The 16463-nt window shown below is 62.8% G+C and carries 13 protein-coding genes; 2 read left to right on the top strand and 11 right to left on the bottom strand.

Annotated features, from left to right (window positions below; translation table 11 throughout):
• Nucleotides 1-102: 102 nt before the first annotated feature.
• Together ACVOLL_RS10265 and polA are read right to left on the bottom strand one after the other, a co-directional pair.
• Nucleotides 103-582 carry a DUF421 domain-containing protein gene (locus tag ACVOLL_RS10265; protein ID WP_481512822.1) on the bottom strand — a complete coding sequence of 160 codons (480 nt, stop codon included), beginning with the start codon at nt 580-582 and terminating at the stop codon, nt 103-105.
• A 400-nt stretch (nt 583-982) separates the two neighbouring features.
• Nucleotides 983-3751: a DNA polymerase I gene (polA, locus tag ACVOLL_RS10260; protein WP_481512821.1), complete on the bottom strand. Its 2769-nt coding sequence runs from the start codon at nt 3749-3751 to the stop codon at nt 983-985.
• A 78-nt stretch (nt 3752-3829) separates the two neighbouring features.
• Here polA and ACVOLL_RS10255 point away from each other — a divergent pair, with 78 nt between their 5' ends.
• A complete protein-coding gene (locus ACVOLL_RS10255) occupies nt 3830-4111 on the top strand; it encodes a DUF2782 domain-containing protein (protein WP_313174142.1) in 282 nt (93 codons plus the stop codon).
• A 333-nt stretch (nt 4112-4444) separates the two neighbouring features.
• On the opposite strand, the gene ACVOLL_RS10250 is transcribed toward ACVOLL_RS10255, so the two are convergent.
• From ACVOLL_RS10250 to ACVOLL_RS10235, 4 genes are all read right to left on the bottom strand, one after another.
• Complete coding sequence (locus ACVOLL_RS10250) at nt 4445-4894, bottom strand: universal stress protein (protein WP_481512820.1); 450 nt, start codon at nt 4892-4894, stop codon at nt 4445-4447.
• An 89-nt stretch (nt 4895-4983) separates the two neighbouring features.
• Nucleotides 4984-6000 carry an RNA 3'-terminal phosphate cyclase gene (rtcA, locus tag ACVOLL_RS10245; RefSeq protein WP_481512819.1) on the bottom strand — a complete coding sequence of 339 codons (1017 nt, stop codon included), beginning with the start codon at nt 5998-6000 and terminating at the stop codon, nt 4984-4986.
• Between the two features lie 48 nt (nt 6001-6048).
• Complete coding sequence (locus ACVOLL_RS10240) at nt 6049-7275, bottom strand: RtcB family protein (protein ID WP_481512818.1); 1227 nt, start codon at nt 7273-7275, stop codon at nt 6049-6051.
• 701 nt (nt 7276-7976) lie between these two features.
• Nucleotides 7977-9524: a vWA domain-containing protein gene (locus ACVOLL_RS10235; RefSeq protein WP_481512817.1), complete on the bottom strand. Its 1548-nt coding sequence runs from the start codon at nt 9522-9524 to the stop codon at nt 7977-7979.
• A gap of 187 nt (nt 9525-9711) precedes the next feature.
• Between ACVOLL_RS10235 and rtcR the strand changes: the two genes are divergently transcribed.
• On the top strand, nt 9712-11313 hold the full coding sequence (gene rtcR / locus ACVOLL_RS10230; protein ID WP_481512816.1) for an RNA repair transcriptional activator RtcR: 1602 nt from the start codon (nt 9712-9714) through the stop codon (nt 11311-11313).
• A 71-nt stretch (nt 11314-11384) separates the two neighbouring features.
• On the opposite strand, the gene uvrD is transcribed toward rtcR, so the two are convergent.
• From uvrD to ACVOLL_RS10205, 5 genes are all read right to left on the bottom strand, one after another.
• Nucleotides 11385-13580: a DNA helicase II gene (gene uvrD / locus ACVOLL_RS10225; protein WP_481512815.1), complete on the bottom strand. Its 2196-nt coding sequence runs from the start codon at nt 13578-13580 to the stop codon at nt 11385-11387.
• A gap of 251 nt (nt 13581-13831) precedes the next feature.
• The gene (locus ACVOLL_RS10220) at nt 13832-15208 is read right to left on the bottom strand and encodes an FAD/NAD(P)-binding protein (RefSeq protein ID WP_481512814.1); all 1377 of its coding nucleotides are present in this window, start codon (nt 15206-15208) and stop codon (nt 13832-13834) included.
• A gap of 153 nt (nt 15209-15361) precedes the next feature.
• The gene (gene rpmG, locus ACVOLL_RS10215; RefSeq protein WP_172675037.1) at nt 15362-15529 is read right to left on the bottom strand and encodes a 50S ribosomal protein L33; all 168 of its coding nucleotides are present in this window, start codon (nt 15527-15529) and stop codon (nt 15362-15364) included.
• Between the two features lie 10 nt (nt 15530-15539).
• On the bottom strand, nt 15540-15776 hold the full coding sequence (gene rpmB / locus ACVOLL_RS10210) for a 50S ribosomal protein L28 (protein ID WP_431595526.1): 237 nt from the start codon (nt 15774-15776) through the stop codon (nt 15540-15542).
• A gap of 211 nt (nt 15777-15987) precedes the next feature.
• Nucleotides 15988-16449, bottom strand: coding sequence for a hypothetical protein (locus ACVOLL_RS10205; protein WP_481512813.1), 462 nt, complete (start codon nt 16447-16449; stop codon nt 15988-15990).
• Between the last annotated feature and the right edge of the window lie 14 nt (nt 16450-16463).

Below are 16463 nucleotides of genomic sequence, written 5' to 3'. Positions count from 1 at the left end.
AGCACGCACTAATCCCCGCCGGGATTGCCCGCCCCGCGGCCCCCCCACCCCGAGCGGGGTTTCCCCCGCTCCAAAAAAACTTGGCCGCCCCGGGGCGCCCCACTACCTGTCTTTCTTGAGAATGATGGTGATGTGGCCGTTGGTTTCCAGCAGCGCCAGGTCAACTTCATCCACGTCGTCGCATCCTGCATCGCGCATGGCCTTGGCGAAATCGGCCTTGCTCACCAGCTCGCGCTGCAGCACTTTCTGCAGCACATGGCCGTGACGCGCGAGTACCACCGGCTCACCTTCGATCATCCGCTCCACGGCCGGGCTGCGGGTGGTGATCCAGCCCACGAAGTAGTTCAAGCTGATCAGCGTCAGCGCCAACAGCAAGCCGCCACCCAATGAGGTGTCCGGGCCGAGCAAGGCGTTCTGCACGGCATTGCCCAACAACACCAGCAACAACATGTCGAACGGGGTGAACTGGCCCAGCGTACGCTTGCCTGCCAGCCGCACCATCACCAGCACCACGATATAGACAATCACCGCGCGCAGGATGAATTCCCACCACGGCATCGCCAGCGCAAAAAGATCAGACATGATTCCCCTCCATCACTCGATGACGCCATCGTCGGCCATCGCGGATAAAGATGATGCGAGCGGCCCGGCGACAACAACACCTGCCGGAATGGTTTCGTTCGCCACAAAAAAGAAGCCCCGCCGACCAGGGGGGGGTCGACGGGGCCGGGGAGCGGGCATTTGGGGAGGAATCCCCGCTCCGAGATCTGCTCCAGGGGATGGGAGAGATCCGCGACAGACGTTGCGTCTGTCGCGGACTATATGAGCATTCCCAACCTTGATGGATCGTGAAGATTCTGTCGTCGTTTCAAAAGAATTAAGGACAGATTCATCTGCCGAATAACGCTGACATTTATTAAATACGATGTAACGCGACGCATTGTTTCATTTACTAAAACTTTCTAGTTAAGAAACTAGAAAATCAATGAGCTTCGTCCCAATTTTCCCCGATTCCGGTGTCAACAACCAACGGAACACGCAGGCTCGCAGCCGATGCCATCCGTTGCTCGACTTCCGCGCGCAAGGTGTCGATGAATGCGATGTCAGCTTCGAACACCAGTTCATCGTGCACCTGCAGGATCATCTTGGCCTTGTCACTGTGTCCTTGCAGCCAAGTGTCCACGCTGACCATCGCGCGTTTGATGATGTCCGCCGCGGTGCCCTGCATCGGTGCGTTGATGGCGGCGCGCTCTGCGCCTGCACGCAGGCCCTGGTTGCGGGCGTTGATGTCGTTCAAGTACAGGCGGCGACCAAACAGGGTTTCCACGTAGCCCTGCTCACGCGCCTGCACGCGCATGCGCTCCATGAAATCGCGCACCGCCGGATAGCGGCTGAAATACAGCGCCACATAATCCTGCGCCTGACCGCGATCGATGCCGAGGTTCTTGGCCAGACCAAACGCGCTCATGCCGTACATCAGGCCGAAGTTGATCGCCTTGGCCGCGCGACGCTCATTCGGCGTCACTTCGTCCAGCGCGCGGCCAAATACCTCGGCAGCAGTAGCACGGTGCACGTCGGCGCCCTGCTCGAACGCGCGCACCAGCCCCGGATCTTCGGACAGATGCGCCATGATCCGCAGCTCGATCTGCGAGTAGTCGCAGGCCATCAACTTGCGTCCCGGCGGCGCAACAAATGCCTTGCGGATGCGACGGCCATCCTCGGTGCGCACCGGGATGTTCTGCAGATTGGGATCAGATGAGGACAGGCGCCCGGTCGCTGCACCCGACTGGTGATAGCTGGTGTGCACGCGGCCGGTGTCCGGGTTGACCATCTCCGGCAGCTTGTCGGTATAGGTGCTGCGCAGCTTGGCCAGCCCGCGGTACTCCAGGATTATCCGCGGCAGCTCATGCTGCTCGGCAATCGCTTCCAACGCTTCTTCATTGGTGCTGGGCTGGCCCTTGGGGGTTTTCACCAGCGCTGGCAGGCCAAGCTCGTCGAACAACACCGCCTGCAGTTGTTTGGGCGAATCCAGGTTGAAGGTGTGGCCGGCCAACTCGGTGGCCTTCTGCTGCGCGGCCAGCATGCGGGCGGACAGATCGCTGCTCTGCCGCTTCAGCTCGGCCGCATCGATGCGTACGCCGTTGGCCTCGATGCGTGCCAGCACCGGTACCAGCGGCATTTCGATATCGCGGTACACGCTGTGCAGCGATGGCACCGCCGCCAGCTGCGGGCCCAATACGCGATGCAGGCGCAAGGTGATATCGGCGTCTTCGGCGGCGTAGGCGCCGGCTTCGTCGATACCCACCTGGGCAAAGGAAATCTGCTTCGCGCCCTTGCCTGCCACTTCCTCGAACTTGGTGGTGGTGTAGCCGAGATAGCGCTGCGCCAGCGAATCCATGTCGTGGCGGGTAGCAGTGGAATTGAGCACGAAGCTTTCGAGCATGGTGTCGTCGGCATAGCCCTGCACGTCGACGCCGTGGCGGCGCAGCACATGAATGTCGTACTTGCCGTGCTGGCCGAGCTTCTTCTTGCCGGCGTCTTCCAGCAACGGCTTGAGCGCGTCCAACACCTGCTGCAGCGGCAGCTGTGCCGGCGCACCGGGGTAAATGTGGCCGACCGGGATATAGGCGCCCTTGCCGACCTCTACCGCCAGGCTGATGCCGACCAGGTTGGCGCGCATCGCGTCCAGCGCATCGGTTTCGGTATCGAAGGCGAATTCGTCGGCGGCCTGCAGGCGTTCCACCCAGGCCTGCAATTGTTCGGTGGTGAATACCGTTTCGTATTCACCCTTTTCCGCCATCGCTGGATCAAGGCCAACCACCGGCTCACTGTCGGCGGCCTTGGCATAGCCAGCGGCGGTGCCGCGCAGGCTGGGCTTGCTGTCACCAGCAACATCCGGTGCAGCAACGCCACCGAGTTCGCGCAGCGCCTGGGTAAAGCCGTAACGCGCATACAGGCCGCGCAGTGACTCCACGTCCTGCTCGCGCAGCTGCAGATCACGCGGACCTTGTTCCAGCGGCACGTCGGTGCGGATGGTGACCAGATCGCGGTTCAAGGGCAGGCGCGGCAGCGCAGCGCGCAGGTTTTCGCCGATCTTGCCCTTCATGCTCGGGGCGGCGGCGATCACGCCGTCCAGGTCGTTGTACTCGGCCAGCCATTTGGCGGCGGTCTTGGGGCCGCACTTCTCCACGCCCGGCACGTTGTCGACGGTGTCGCCCATCAAGGCGAGGTAGTCGACGATCTGCTCGGCATGCACGCCGAATTTTTCCATCACTGCCGCGTCCGAATCGGTGCGGCTGCCGGTCATGGTGTTGACCAGTGCCACGCCCGGGCGCACCAGCTGGGCAAAATCCTTGTCGCCGGTGGAGATGGTTACATCCAGTCCATCCGCAGCGGCGGCCAATGCAAGCGTGCCGATCACGTCATCGGCCTCGACGCCGTCGACACGCAGGATATCGATGCCCAGCGCCTGCACGATGTCGCACATCGGCTGCACCTGCGAGCGCAGGTCGTCGGGCATGGGCGGACGGTTTGCCTTGTACTCGGCATACATGTCGTCGCGGAAGGTCTTGCCCGGCGCATCAACCACGAAGGCGACGTATTCGGGCTTTTCCTTCAGCGTGGAACGCAGCATGTTGACCACGCCGAACAGCGCGCCGGTCGGCTCGCCATTGGCGTTGGTCAGTGGCGGGAGCGCGTGGAACGCGCGGTACAGGTAACTGGAACCGTCTATCAGGACTAATCTGCTCATGCGCTGATTCTACGCGGCGGGCCGCTGCTGCACGTGGACAGGCATAATCGGACCATTCCCACCGAAGGAAGCACCACCATGAAATCCCTGCTGCTGATCCCCCTGCTGGCCCTGGCCGGCTGCGCCACCCTCGGCGCTGGCTCGCCACCGGTAGATGTCAAAGGCGCGGATGTCACCCGCAAGGCGATGGACAACGGTGACACCATCGAGGAATACCGCGTCGGCGGCACCCTGCGCATGGTCAAGGTGACCCCGGCCCGTGGCGCCCCGTTCTACATGTACGACCGCGATGGCGACGGCCGCATGGACAGCGACAAGGACGGCACCAAGCCTGTGTATTGGAAGCTGTATAGCTGGTGATCTTCTACCCCTCCCTTGCGCGAAGCGCAGGGGAGGGTTGGGGAGGGGTGCTTTTGGCGGCCAAGCCTGGAGGCCAGCAGGCCCATTCACCCGGTACAACAATGCCCTCTATCGAGGGCTTTGTTGATTCTGGGTTCTGGTTTCTTTGGGGGCACAGCGGGAAGCACCCCTCCCCAGCCCTCCCCTTTGCCTACGGCAAAAGGGAGGGGGCAGAAGCCCCCGATTCGAGGGCTTTGTTGATTCTGGTTGCTGGTTTCTTTTGGGAACACAGCGGGAAGCACCCCTCCCCAGCCCTCCCCGTTGCCTGCGGCAAAGGGGAGGGAGCTCCTGGCCTCAGCGGATTACCAGCACCGGCACCGTGCTGCGGGCCAGCACTTCGGAGGTCTGGCTGCCCAGCAGTACCCGGGTGACGCCACGGCGGCCGTGCGAGGTCATCACCACCAGATCGCTGTTGCAGGCCTTGGCGGTGTCGATGATGCCGTCAGCGGCATAGCGGTCCAGCACGTGGTGGGTCTGCACGTCGGCCACATCAGCTGCGTGCGCGGCGGCCAGCGCCGGCTGCAGGATCTTCTGCGCGGCGTCCTCGCGGTCCTTTTTGTACTCCGGGCTGGCCTCGTAGCCGGCGCTCCAGCCCATGGCGTCGTACATGCCCACCGCCCACGGCTCGGAAACCGTGACGATGTCGGCATGCGCGCCCAGCTGGGCGGCCAGCTCCAAACCCTTGGCCAGGCCCTTGGCGGAAAGCTCGGAACCATCGGTGGCGATCAGGATGCGCTTGTACATGGCAGTTCTCCTTGCAGGAAAGGGTGGTGGTGACACCATTGCACACCCGATGTTGCCCCCATGCCTTGCGCAAGATCAAACCGGGCCGATCAGGCGCTGACCCATACCTCCCAGTGTGGTCCGCGCTGCTGCCAGTCGAACTCCACCGGCAGGAACTTCTCGATCAACCGCGCATTGCTGCGCAGGTGGTCGCTGAGCGTGGCGGTGGTGAAGCGACCGCCGCCAGCCAGGGCCATCGGCAGCAGCAACTGGTCGGACAGGTGCTCGCCCACGCAGGCACCGCCCTCCAGATAGGCCTGCACGGTGTCGGCCAGCCGACCCGCCACGTCCTCGGCAGCCAGCCCGCGCTCACCATGGCTGTCGAAATGCTCGACATGCTGGTCATGCTGCACCGTCATCGAGGCCACGTTGCCCGGCCCCAGCGCCGGCCGCACCACCCGCACATGGCGCGGATGCGCATCCACGCCGAAGCGCTTCGCCAGTGCATCGAGCTCACGCTGGCCGATGGCGGCGGGTAGTCCCGACACCAACACCTGCGCCTCCAGCGCCTGCAAGGGCCCGCGCACGCTGAACTCCTGTGCCTGCAGCTGCGGACAGGCTTGCACCGTGGCCTCCAGCACGCCGCCGCCGGCCGGATGGAAGCCCGGGGTATGCAACTGCAACTCCGCCTGCACGCCCATCCGCGCCAACGCTGGTAGATAGGCGCTGCTGATGAAGTCAGCACTCGGCGCCATCGGATTGTGCGTACCACCTTCCAGCCGCACACATGACGGCGCGGAGGCCTGCCATAGCGCAGGCAGCACTGTCTGCAGCACCAACGTCGCCGAGCCGGCGCTGCCGATGGCGAAGTGGTAGTCGCCCGCCTGCACGATGCCGGGCACGAAACGCAGCGTTGTCGCCCCCAGCGCAGCGCCTTCCACCTGCGCATTGCTGATCCGCGCTGCGGCGTTGACCGCGGTCAAATGCTGGCGCATCAAGCCGGGCCGTGAGCGCTTGGCACGGATGTCCTGCATGGCAAAGCCAATCCCGGTGCACAGGCTCAAGCTCAGCGCAGAGCGCAGCAGTTGCCCGCCGCCCTGGGTTCCATCTATCTCAATCATTTCCATTGTCTTGCCTTCCTGTGGCGCCCCACCGCGGTGGAGCGCCATTTTGTCTTATCCCTTCACACACACCACCTGACGCAGGGTATGCATGATCTCAACCAGATCGCGCTGCGCCTCCATCACCGCCTCGATCGACTTGTAGGCGGCCGGTGACTCATCCACTACCTCGGCGTCCTTGCGGCACTCCACGTGCGCGGTGGCCTTGATGTGGTCATCCACGCTGATCAGCTTGCGCGCCTTGGTGCGGCTCATCACGCGGCCGGCACCGTGGCTGCAGCTGTGGAAGCTGTCCTCGTTGCCCAGCCCGCGCACGATGAAGCTCTTGGCACCCATGCTGCCCGGAATGATGCCCATCTCGCCCTTGCGCGCACTCACCGCACCCTTGCGGGTCACCAGTACATCCTTGCCGAAGTGATGCTCGCGGTTGACGTAGTTGTGGTGGCAGTTGACCGCCTCGGCCTGCGCCTCGAACGGCTTGCTGATCACCGTACGTGCGGCGGCCACGACGTTGCGCATCATCACCTCACGGTTGATGCGGGCGAAACGCTGTGCCCAGTCCACCGCGAACACGTAGTCGCCGTAATGCGCGCTGCCTTCCGGCAGGTACGCCAGGTCCTGGTCCGGCAGGTTGATCATCCAGCGACGCATTTCCTGCTTGGCCAGCTCGATGAAGTAGGTGCCGATGGCATTGCCGACGCCACGCGAGCCGGAGTGCAGCATGAACCACACGCGCTGCGCTTCATCCAGGCATACCTCGACGAAGTGGTTGCCGGTACCCAGCGTTCCCAGATGCTTGAGGTTGTTGGTGTTCTTCAGCTTGGGGTGGCGCTCGCAGATCAGGGCGAAGTCGGCCGCAAGCTGCGACCAACCTTCCACCGCAAGCTCCGGCGCGGTATCCCAGCTGCCCTTGTCGCGGCCGCCACGGGTCACGCTGCGGCCGTGCGGCACTGCGCGTTCGATCGCGCTGCGCAGCGCAGACAGGTTGTCCGGCAGGTCGCTGGCGGTCAGCGTGGTACGGGTGGCGATCATGCCGCAGCCGATATCCACGCCAACCGCAGCAGGAATGATGGCGCCGATCGTCGGCACCACCGAACCCACGGTCGCACCCTTGCCAAGGTGGACGTCGGGCATCACCGCCACCCATTGATGGATGAAGGGCAGGCGCGCGATGTTCTTCAGCTGCTCGCGGGCTTCATCTTCCAAGGGCACGCCGCGCGTCCACAGCTTGATCGGTGCCGCACCCGGCTCCTGGATGACGTTGTAATTGGTGTCGTTCATTGATGGCTTTCCTGTCATCTTCAAATCCAAAGGTGCGGTGACAAAAGGTGGTGGAAGTGTCCGCAACGCCAGAAAAAATTCTAGAGCTACGGCCGGGAGTCGAACCCGACCCCGTAGAGCTGCCTTTGTAATTCCACCTGCATTCACCGCATGAAACATCTGCAAAAGGTGCCGGCTTGCACGACGAGATTTGAAGGAACATCCTGCTCTAACCAGACTGAGCTACCACTGTGTTTCCACAACGGGCGGGATTCGAACCCGCGACCCGGAGCTTAATAGGCTGTAGTTCCTTCGGCATTCGTGCGTGCCGACGTTGAAGCTTTTTCATGCCGAAGCACGAAGTAATGCGAATAGGGTGCCGGCTTATACGACAAGAATGATGGAACGTTTCACCGCTGTGCCACGAGGGCAAGGCGGCGATCCTGCTCTATCCACTGAGCTACCAATGCATTGCTGCATCGGGCGGGAATCGAACCCGCGACCTGGAGCGTGAAAGGCTGTAGTTCCATCGGCATTCGTACAAGCCGACATTGAGCGGGTGGGAGCAGACGGCAAGGGTTGGACTGACTCTCCGGATTCGAACCGGAGTGAACAACCAATGTAGTCAGGCCGGCATCCGCCTTCTCCCATGAAAACAATTCTCCAGGCCCGGCCGGCCCCATTGCCGGCCGGGCATCACATCGGCGATATCCGTATCGCCCTTACAGTTCCATTGCCGCGATCCGCTCCACCCAACGCGGACGCTGTGCCGACGGCAGGCTGGCATTGGCCAGCAGTTCGAACACCGCATCGCTGAAGCCGCCGATATGCAGCACGTCCTCGCGCTCTACCGTCTGGCTGCTGGATACCGGCTGCAGGTCGATGCAGACCAGCTGTGCCTGCGGGCAACGCGCCTTCAGCGCGGCCCACTCACGCATGGTTGCGGTCTCACAATTGCCGCGGGTGTCACGCCAGCTTTCGTTGTCCGACACCAGCACCAGCAGATCCACCTGCGCCCGCTTGCGGTTGAGGTAGGCCAGCGGTGCACTTACCGACGTACCGCCACCATTGATTGCCAGCTGCCGCGCCAAGGTCATCACGCTGTCACGCGGGTTCAACTGCTGCGGATGCACCTCGGTATCGAACGGCAGCACCTGCGCCTGCGGGTGACCGCGCAACACACAGGCCGCGATCAAGGCCGCCACGTCGACGCACCGCGCCGCCGAGCTTGCCCCCTTGCGATAGCCGGTCACCGGCCACTGCATCGAACCGGAGACGTCCACCGCCACCACCACCTTGCCCTGCAATGCCGGCACCGAAGCAGTCGCCACTTCCATCGCATCCTGCAGCGCGTCCAGGATCGGACGCGGCAGTGCCGCACCAGCGTGGTAGGCCATCAGCAGCTGGTAGGGCAGCACCCGCGAACGGGCAATCTGCTGCGGGTCGCGCAGCTTCGCTGCCACTTCGGCAACCATGGATTCGTCCTCGAACACACCGTGACGGGCAAAGGTGTTCAAGTTCATCCGCAGCTGCTGCCAGGACGAGTTGCGTGCCAGTACCGCCCATTGCGCGGCATCCAATGCCAGCGCGCTGTAATACTGGAACGGCAGGTCCGGCAGCATCCCGCGCGGATCGCGCTTGAACGCCTCGTAGGCACGCAGCTCCGCTGGCAGCAAAGCCTCGTCGTAGGGCCGCCCAATCACCCAGGCATACAGCGCCTCACGCGCGGCATCCTGCGGCTTGGGGTGGACCATGCGGATCACATCGGCCAGCGACGGCTGGTTGCCGATCGCAGCGCGGATGATCGCCTTCGGCGAGGCCTGCTCCAGCCACTGCCGCAGCAGGCGCTTCGGCAACGACCCCAGCGAACGACGACCCACCCGACCGCTGCGCATGATCTGCACGAAGGTGCGCAGCATGCGGCCGTTGTCGATCACATGCGGGAAGGCAGCGGCAAATGCCTCGCCATCACGCACGCTCAGCATCGCCAACAGCAGCGCCGGCACGTCTTTCATATGCGCCACACCGTGGGCATAGGCGGCGGTGCGGGCAATGAAGCAGGCATCGACCTCGTTGCACAGCGCCTGCACCTGCTCCAGCTGCGTATCGGCGCTGGCGTAGAAGGTGCTGTTCAAGCAACCGGTGGCAGCGAACAGGGCCAAGGCCGCACGCGGGTCACGGGCATAGGCCGATCCACCGGCTTCATTGCGGACCGTGGCCTTCGGCAGCAGGGCGCCGCGGAAGGATGCGAACAGGTTTGCGTTGGCCATTTCGTACTCCTCGGCGGGAAAAGCCCGCGTCTCTCTTGGCCCTATACAACGCAATGGCCGTGCCAACTTTTCCTGATCGAATTCAATTTATTGATTTACAAGGAAATTTAATTATTTCTGGAGAGAATTCGCACACACATACTGCGACAATACCTATACTTTCAGCGCGTTATTTATAGGAATGGATATGTCCAAGCGTCAGGTCATCTTCGGCATGCTCGGCACCCAGCTCGATTCGGGCAGCGGCCCCGGCCGCTGGGAGAAATGGCGGCCCACGGTGGCCCTGGGCATGCACGAGGACTTCCAGCCCGATCGCATCGAACTGATGCTGGACGAGCGCCGCTTCAGCCGGCTGGCCAAACTGGTGCAGGATGATCTGGCACTGGTCTCGCCCGGCACCGAGCTGCGCCTGCATGACACCTACCTGGTCGACCCCTGGGAATTCGAAGGCGTGTATGCACGCCTGCATGACTTCCTGGCGAGCTATCCATTCCAGCCGGACGAGGAGGACTATTACGTCCACATCACCACCGGCACCCACGTCACCCAGATCTGCTGGTTCCTGCTGACCGAGAGTCGGCACTTCCCCGGCCGCCTGCTGCAGACCTCGCCACCGCGCAAGCAGGCCAATGGCGACCCCGGCAGCCACGCCGTGATCGACCTGGACCTGTCGCGCTACGACCACATCGCCCAGCGCTTCGCCCAGCAACAGCTGCAGGACCGCGACCTGCTCAAGAGCGGCATCGCCACCCGCAACCCCGGTTTCAACCGGATGATCGAGCAGATCGAGAAAGTCGCCACGCGCTCGCGCGCACCAATGCTGCTGACCGGTCCCACCGGCGCCGGCAAGAGTCAGCTGGCCAAGCGCGTGTTCGAGCTGAAGAAGCTCAAGCACCAGTTGCCCGGTCGTTTCGTCGAAGTGAACTGCGCCACCCTGCGCGGCGACGGCGCAATGAGCACCTTGTTCGGCCACACCAAGGGTGCCTATACCGGCGCCAGCAGCGACCGCGCCGGCCTGCTGCGGTCGGCCCATCAGGGCCTGCTGTTCCTCGACGAGATCGGCGAGCTGGGTGCGGACGAACAGGCCATGCTGCTGCGCGCACTGGAAGAGAAGCGCTTCCTGCCGGTGGGCAGCGACCGCGAGGTGGAAAGCGACTTCCAGCTGATTGCCGGCACCAACCGCGACCTGCAGCACGACGTACGCCAAGGCCGCTTCCGCGAGGACCTGCTGGCGCGCCTGAACCTGTGGACTTACCAACTGCCCGGCCTTGCCGAACGCAGCGAGGACATCGAGCCCAACCTGGAATTCGAACTGGAGCGTTGGTCACGCGAGCAGCACGAACGCGTGCGCTTCAACGCCGAAGCGCGTAGCCGCTATCTGATATTCGCCACCAGCAGCGAAGCAGCATGGCGCGGCAACTTCCGCGATCTGGGCGCCAGCGTGGTCCGCATGGCGACGCTGGCCAATGCCGGCCGCATCCAGACCGACGGTGTCGATGAAGAGATCAACCGCCTGCGCACGCAATGGCATGGCCGCGATGATGCATCACCGCTGCAGGCATTGATGGGTGATGCAGCAAACCAACTGGACCGTTTCGACCGCGTGCAACTGGAAGAAGTGGTGCGCGTCTGCCTGCGCTCAAAAAACCTGTCAGCCGCCGGTCGTGAATTGTTCGCAGTATCACGCACCCAGCGCGCCAGCACCAACGACGCCGACCGCCTGCGCAAATATCTCGCCAAGTTCGATCTGGACTGGGAACAGCTGAGGAATCACGCAGCCCCACTGTAGTGCCGAGCCATGCTCGGCAGCCTTTCACACGGACAATGGGCACCGACACATCGCCGGCACCCACAAACGAATCAAATCACCGTCAGATTCGCATACGCCATCACCAGCCACTTGCTACCGGCGTCGGCGAACTCGACCTGCACGCGTGCATGCTGGCCGTTGCCCTCGTAGTCGGTGACCATGCCTTCGCCGAACTTCGGATGATTGACCAAGGCACCGAGCTTGATCGGCGGCTTCTCGATGTTGGCGTGACCACCCATCGTCCGGCTTGCACCGAGAGAAGCCGGGCGCGAGACCTGCACCTTGGGGCGAACTTCGTTGAGCAGCTCGCGCGGGATCTCGCGCAGGAAGCGTGACGGCAAGCTGTAATTGTCCTGGCCGTGGATGCGGCGCGACTCGGCATAGCCCAACACCAGCTTCTGGCGGGCGCGAGTGATGCCGACATAAGCGAGACGGCGCTCCTCTTCCAGACGCCCACTTTCTTCCAGCGAGCGTGCGCTTGGGAACAGACCTTCTTCCATGCCGGCCAGGAACACCAGCGGGAACTCCAGGCCCTTGGCCGAGTGCAGCGTCATCAGCTGCACTCCTTCCTCGCCTGCCTGTGCCTGGCCTTCGCCGGCCTCCAGCGAGGCGTAGGACAGGAACGCAACCAACTCGCTCATGTCCTCGGCACCTTCTTCGATATCGTCTTCGCGACGCACGAAGCGCGAGGCCACCGAGATCAATTCGTCGAGGTTGTCGGTACGCGATTCCGAATCCAGCGCGTTGCGGCTTTCCTTGCCCCAATGCTCACGCAAGGCCGAACGCGACAGCACGTGATCGATGCGCTCGGACAGATCCATCTCGCCGGTTTCGGCGGTGATCTGCTGCACCAGGTTGATGAAGCCAGCCAGGGCGTTCTTTGCACGCGAGGTCAGATCCGTGCCCTGCGTGGCCAGCATCGCCGCTTCCCACAACGGCAGCGCCTGCTGCCGCGCAATGCGCCGCACTTCATCCAGGGTGCGCTCGCCAATGCCACGCGTCGGCGTGTTCACTGCACGTTCGAAGGCCGCATCGTCGTTGCGGTTGGTCATCAAGCGCAGGTAGGCCAACGCGTCCTTGATTTCAGCACGCTCGAAGAAGCGCATGCCGCCGTAGACGCGGTACGGCACCTGCTCGCTGAGCAGGGCTTCTTCGAAGGCACGCGACTGCGCGTTGCTGCGGTAGAGCACGGCGACGTCGCCATAGCTGCCGCCATCACGCACCCACTGCCGAGCGCGTTCGACCAGGTAACGTGCCTCGTCCATTTCGTTGTAGGCAGCGAACAGATCGATCGGATCACCATCGCCGCTATCGGTCCACAACTCCTTGCCGATGCGGTCCGGGTTATGCGCGATCACCGCATTGGCGGCACCGAGGATGTTGGCGGTGGAGCGGTAGTTCTGTTCCAGACGAATGGTCTGCGCGCCCGGGAAATCCTTGAGGAAGCGCTGCACGTTCTCGACCTTGGCACCGCGCCAGCCGTAGATGGCCTGGTCATCGTCACCAACCACGAATACATGCGCGCTGTCGCCGGCCAGCACGCGCACGAAGGCGTACTGGATGGCGTTGGTGTCCTGGAACTCGTCGACCAGAATCTCGCGGAAGCGGGCGCGGTAATGCGCCAGCAGGGCCGGGTTGTCGCGCAGCAGTTCATGCGCGCGCAGCAGCAGCTCGGCGAAGTCGACCAGACCGGCACGGTCACAACGCTCCTGGTAGGCCGAATAAGCCTGGCGCAGGGTCTCGCCCCACTGGTCATGCGGCTCGGGCTGGATGTGCTGCGGACGGCGACCCTCATCCTTTTGCGTGTTGATCCACCACATCACCTGCTTGGGCGGGTACTTGCTGTCGTCCAGCTCAAGCTGCTGGACCACGCGCTTGACCATGCGCAGCTGGTCGTCCGAATCCATCACCTGGAAGGCTTCGGGCAGCTTGGCGTCGGCCCAGTGCAGGCGCAGCAGGCGATGGGCCAGGCCGTGGAAGGTACCGATCCACATGCCGCGACTGCCCTTGCTCAGCTGCAGGTCGATGCGGTGACGCATCTCGCCGGCTGCCTTGTTGGTGAAGGTAACCGCGAAAATGCCGTGCGCCGGCACGCCACAGACTTCAGTAAGCCAGGCGATGCGATGGATAAGCACGCGCGTCTTGCCGGAACCGGCGCCGGCAAGAATCAGGTGGTGACCAAGAGGCGCGGAAACGGCCTCGCGCTGGGCTGCGTTCAGCCCGTCGAGCAAGTGGGAGACATCCATGCGCCCATTTTACGGGAAGGCGTCCCGGTAGTGCCGAGCCATGCTCGGCAGGGGCTTTACCAGGAACCCGTTTTGCAGGAGCGGCGTAAGCCGCGAAGCCGGCAGTGTTGGAAAGGCCTTAAGAGCCACCCCTCCCCAACCCGTCCGGCCCGAAGGCACAGCCTTCGGTCGTTCATCAGGCCGCGCGCCAGTGGCGCGCAAGCAGGCCTTCTTCACCCCCTTTGCTGCGCAAAAGGGAGGGGGCAGAAGCATTACGGCGCTTGTTTTGCCGCCGCTGCCGCCTGCCCACGCAATTCAGGAATGGCCAGGCTTTCCCACAGGCTGCCAATGCGCAGGCTGCCCAACACCTGTATGCGCGGCTCAACCACGCCATCGGCGTCGATCAAGCTGCCGTCCGCCGCTGTATCCAGACCAATCCCATGCGGACCGGCACGGCCCACGCCACTGCCGAGCAATTGCTGCAGCAGCGGATTGCGCATCGCCTGCGCACGCATTTCCACGCCGGTGGCATTGATCACGCATTGCACTTCCAACTGCAGCGGCTGACGCCAACGGTCCTGTGCGGTCAGACGTACGCAGGCGCCTTCGGCAACGGCGGTCTCCAGGCGACCACGGTGCAGCTGCAGGCGACCGGCATGCTGCAACTCCAGCAGCTGCGCATGCAGCGGCGCGGCGATGCGGTGGCGATGCACGTCCCAGTAACGCACCACATGGCGCAGGAAGCGACGCTGATCGTCGAATGAAAGGGTTTGCCACAGCCGTTGGCCCAGCGGACGGATACGCTCCATCACGCTCTGCCACGGAATATCACGCGCTGCAGCTTCGGCCGCATGACATCGCAGTGCATGCATGCGCTGGCGCAGATTCATCCCCAGCAAAGGCTCGGAATCGTAATCGGCCGCAGCGCCATTGGCATGCGGCAACGGCAGCAACGCATGCCGCGACATCACATGGATGCGACCGCGATGACCATTGGCCTGCAGCGTTGCCACGCTGTCGGCCATGCTCAGGCCCGAACCAATGATCGCCACATCGGCATTGTCCGCAATGCTGTCGAGTGCAGGGTAATCCCAGGCTTCCACGCGCTTGCCATCGACCAGGCCGCTAGCACCGCGCGCCGGCAACGGCCGCAGCGCATTGCCCACCGCCAGGATCACTCGGCCGGCCTGCAGTGGTCGGCCCGAATCCAGGGTCAGCAGCACGCCTTCATCATTGGGCTGCAGTGTCTGTACCTGCGCAGCAAGAATTTCCAATTGCGCAGGGCTGGCATCCACCGCCTGCTGCAGCCGGTGACGCAGGTAGTCTGCGTAATAACGACGCGACACGAACTGCCCGGCCAACTGTTCCCGCGACAGCGCAGGAAAGGCCTGCACTTCACACAGGTAGTCGAGGAAATCCTCGGGTTGTTCAGGAAAGCCACTCATCTTGGCGGTCGGCACGTTCAGCACGTGCTCCTCGCGGGTGGTGGCATAGGCCACGCCACGGGCCAGCGGCAGGTTGGGCTCGATCACCAGCAGCCGCAGCGACTGGCGGGCGCCACGCAGTGCGCCGATGGCGGCTAGTACGCCGGCGGCGCCACCGCCGATGATGGCCAGATCACACAATGCAGGGGTATCGTTAACACTCATCTGCCCGATTGTAGGCGATGCAGTACCCCCGCCTGATGCTGCACGGGCATGTATTCATGCTGGCAGGGCGGGAACTTTTTCACAGACCTGAAACACAAAACCCGCCTTTCGGCGGGTTCTGCTTGGAACAGCAGCTTAAACAATCCGTGAGGATTACTTGATCTTGCCTTCCTTGTACATCACGTGCTTACGAACAACCGGATCGTACTTGAGGAATTCCATCTTCCCCGGGGTGTTCTTCTTGTTCTTGTCGGTCGTATAGAAGTGGCCAGTACCGGCCGAGGAAATCATACGGACCTTATCGCGCTTGCCTGCCATGATCGTTTACTCCTCAGACCTTTTCGCCGCGCGCACGCAGCTCAGCCAGAACGGAATCGATACCGTTCTTGTCGATGGTGCGCAGTGCATGCGCGGAAACACGAAGCTTGATCCAGCGGTTCTCGCTGGCAACCCAGAAACGACGCTCGTGCAGGTTCGGCAGGAAACGACGACGGGTCTTGTTGTTGGCGTGCGAGACGTTGTTACCCGTCTGCACTCCCTTGCCGGAAACTTGGCATACGCGGGACATTGCGCACCTCGGTAATGTTGATGACTTCCTTAGCCAGGAAGACGGCGGCCCCGGCGGTTACCCGCCACGCGTCATGGGAATCAAAGGGTTACGCTGACGAGGATGACCAGATGACGTGTTCCCGGCCACCGATCCGGAGGATTCCGGACACAGCGAGCCGGTAACTATCCCAGAACAGCAGCTGTAATGCAACTAGTGCCACTACCCAGCCCTAGCTGGCAATTTCACTCACATCACTGAACAAGATCTTCTGTCCAAAAATCTCAGAGAAGAGCTCTACCTTGAGACGCTCAAAAAATACGTTGGTAGCCGTGTAACCAACATCCGCGATTTTCTGCGTCCCGCCACTGTTCTTTCTGGACCACCAGCGATCAACTGCGTCCAGGTGATTCTGCAAGCCAGCAAACCGGGTTGGCATAGTAATCGCAGTCAAGGACAGCATTCGTCTCCGTAAGCGCTGCCTTTCCAATCGACTTTGCTCATCCGCGCCCCGATAGGCGATATGCACGAATGAATCTATCGCCTCGAGCAATTCAAGTGCAGTCCCCTTCTGCGACTTCTCACGCTCCGCTTGAAGCATCGCACGAACCTGCCCTTTTGCTACCTTCGTGGCAACCAAACCACCAATCAACGCCGCACAAAGCGTCGCCATGACATTCGGCCAATCAATCATTGCCCAACGTATTC

The organism is Stenotrophomonas sp. STEN035, assembly GCF_056759935.1.
Note: the sequence above shows the minus strand (reverse complement) of the source record. Positions and strands in the feature narration are given on the sequence as shown.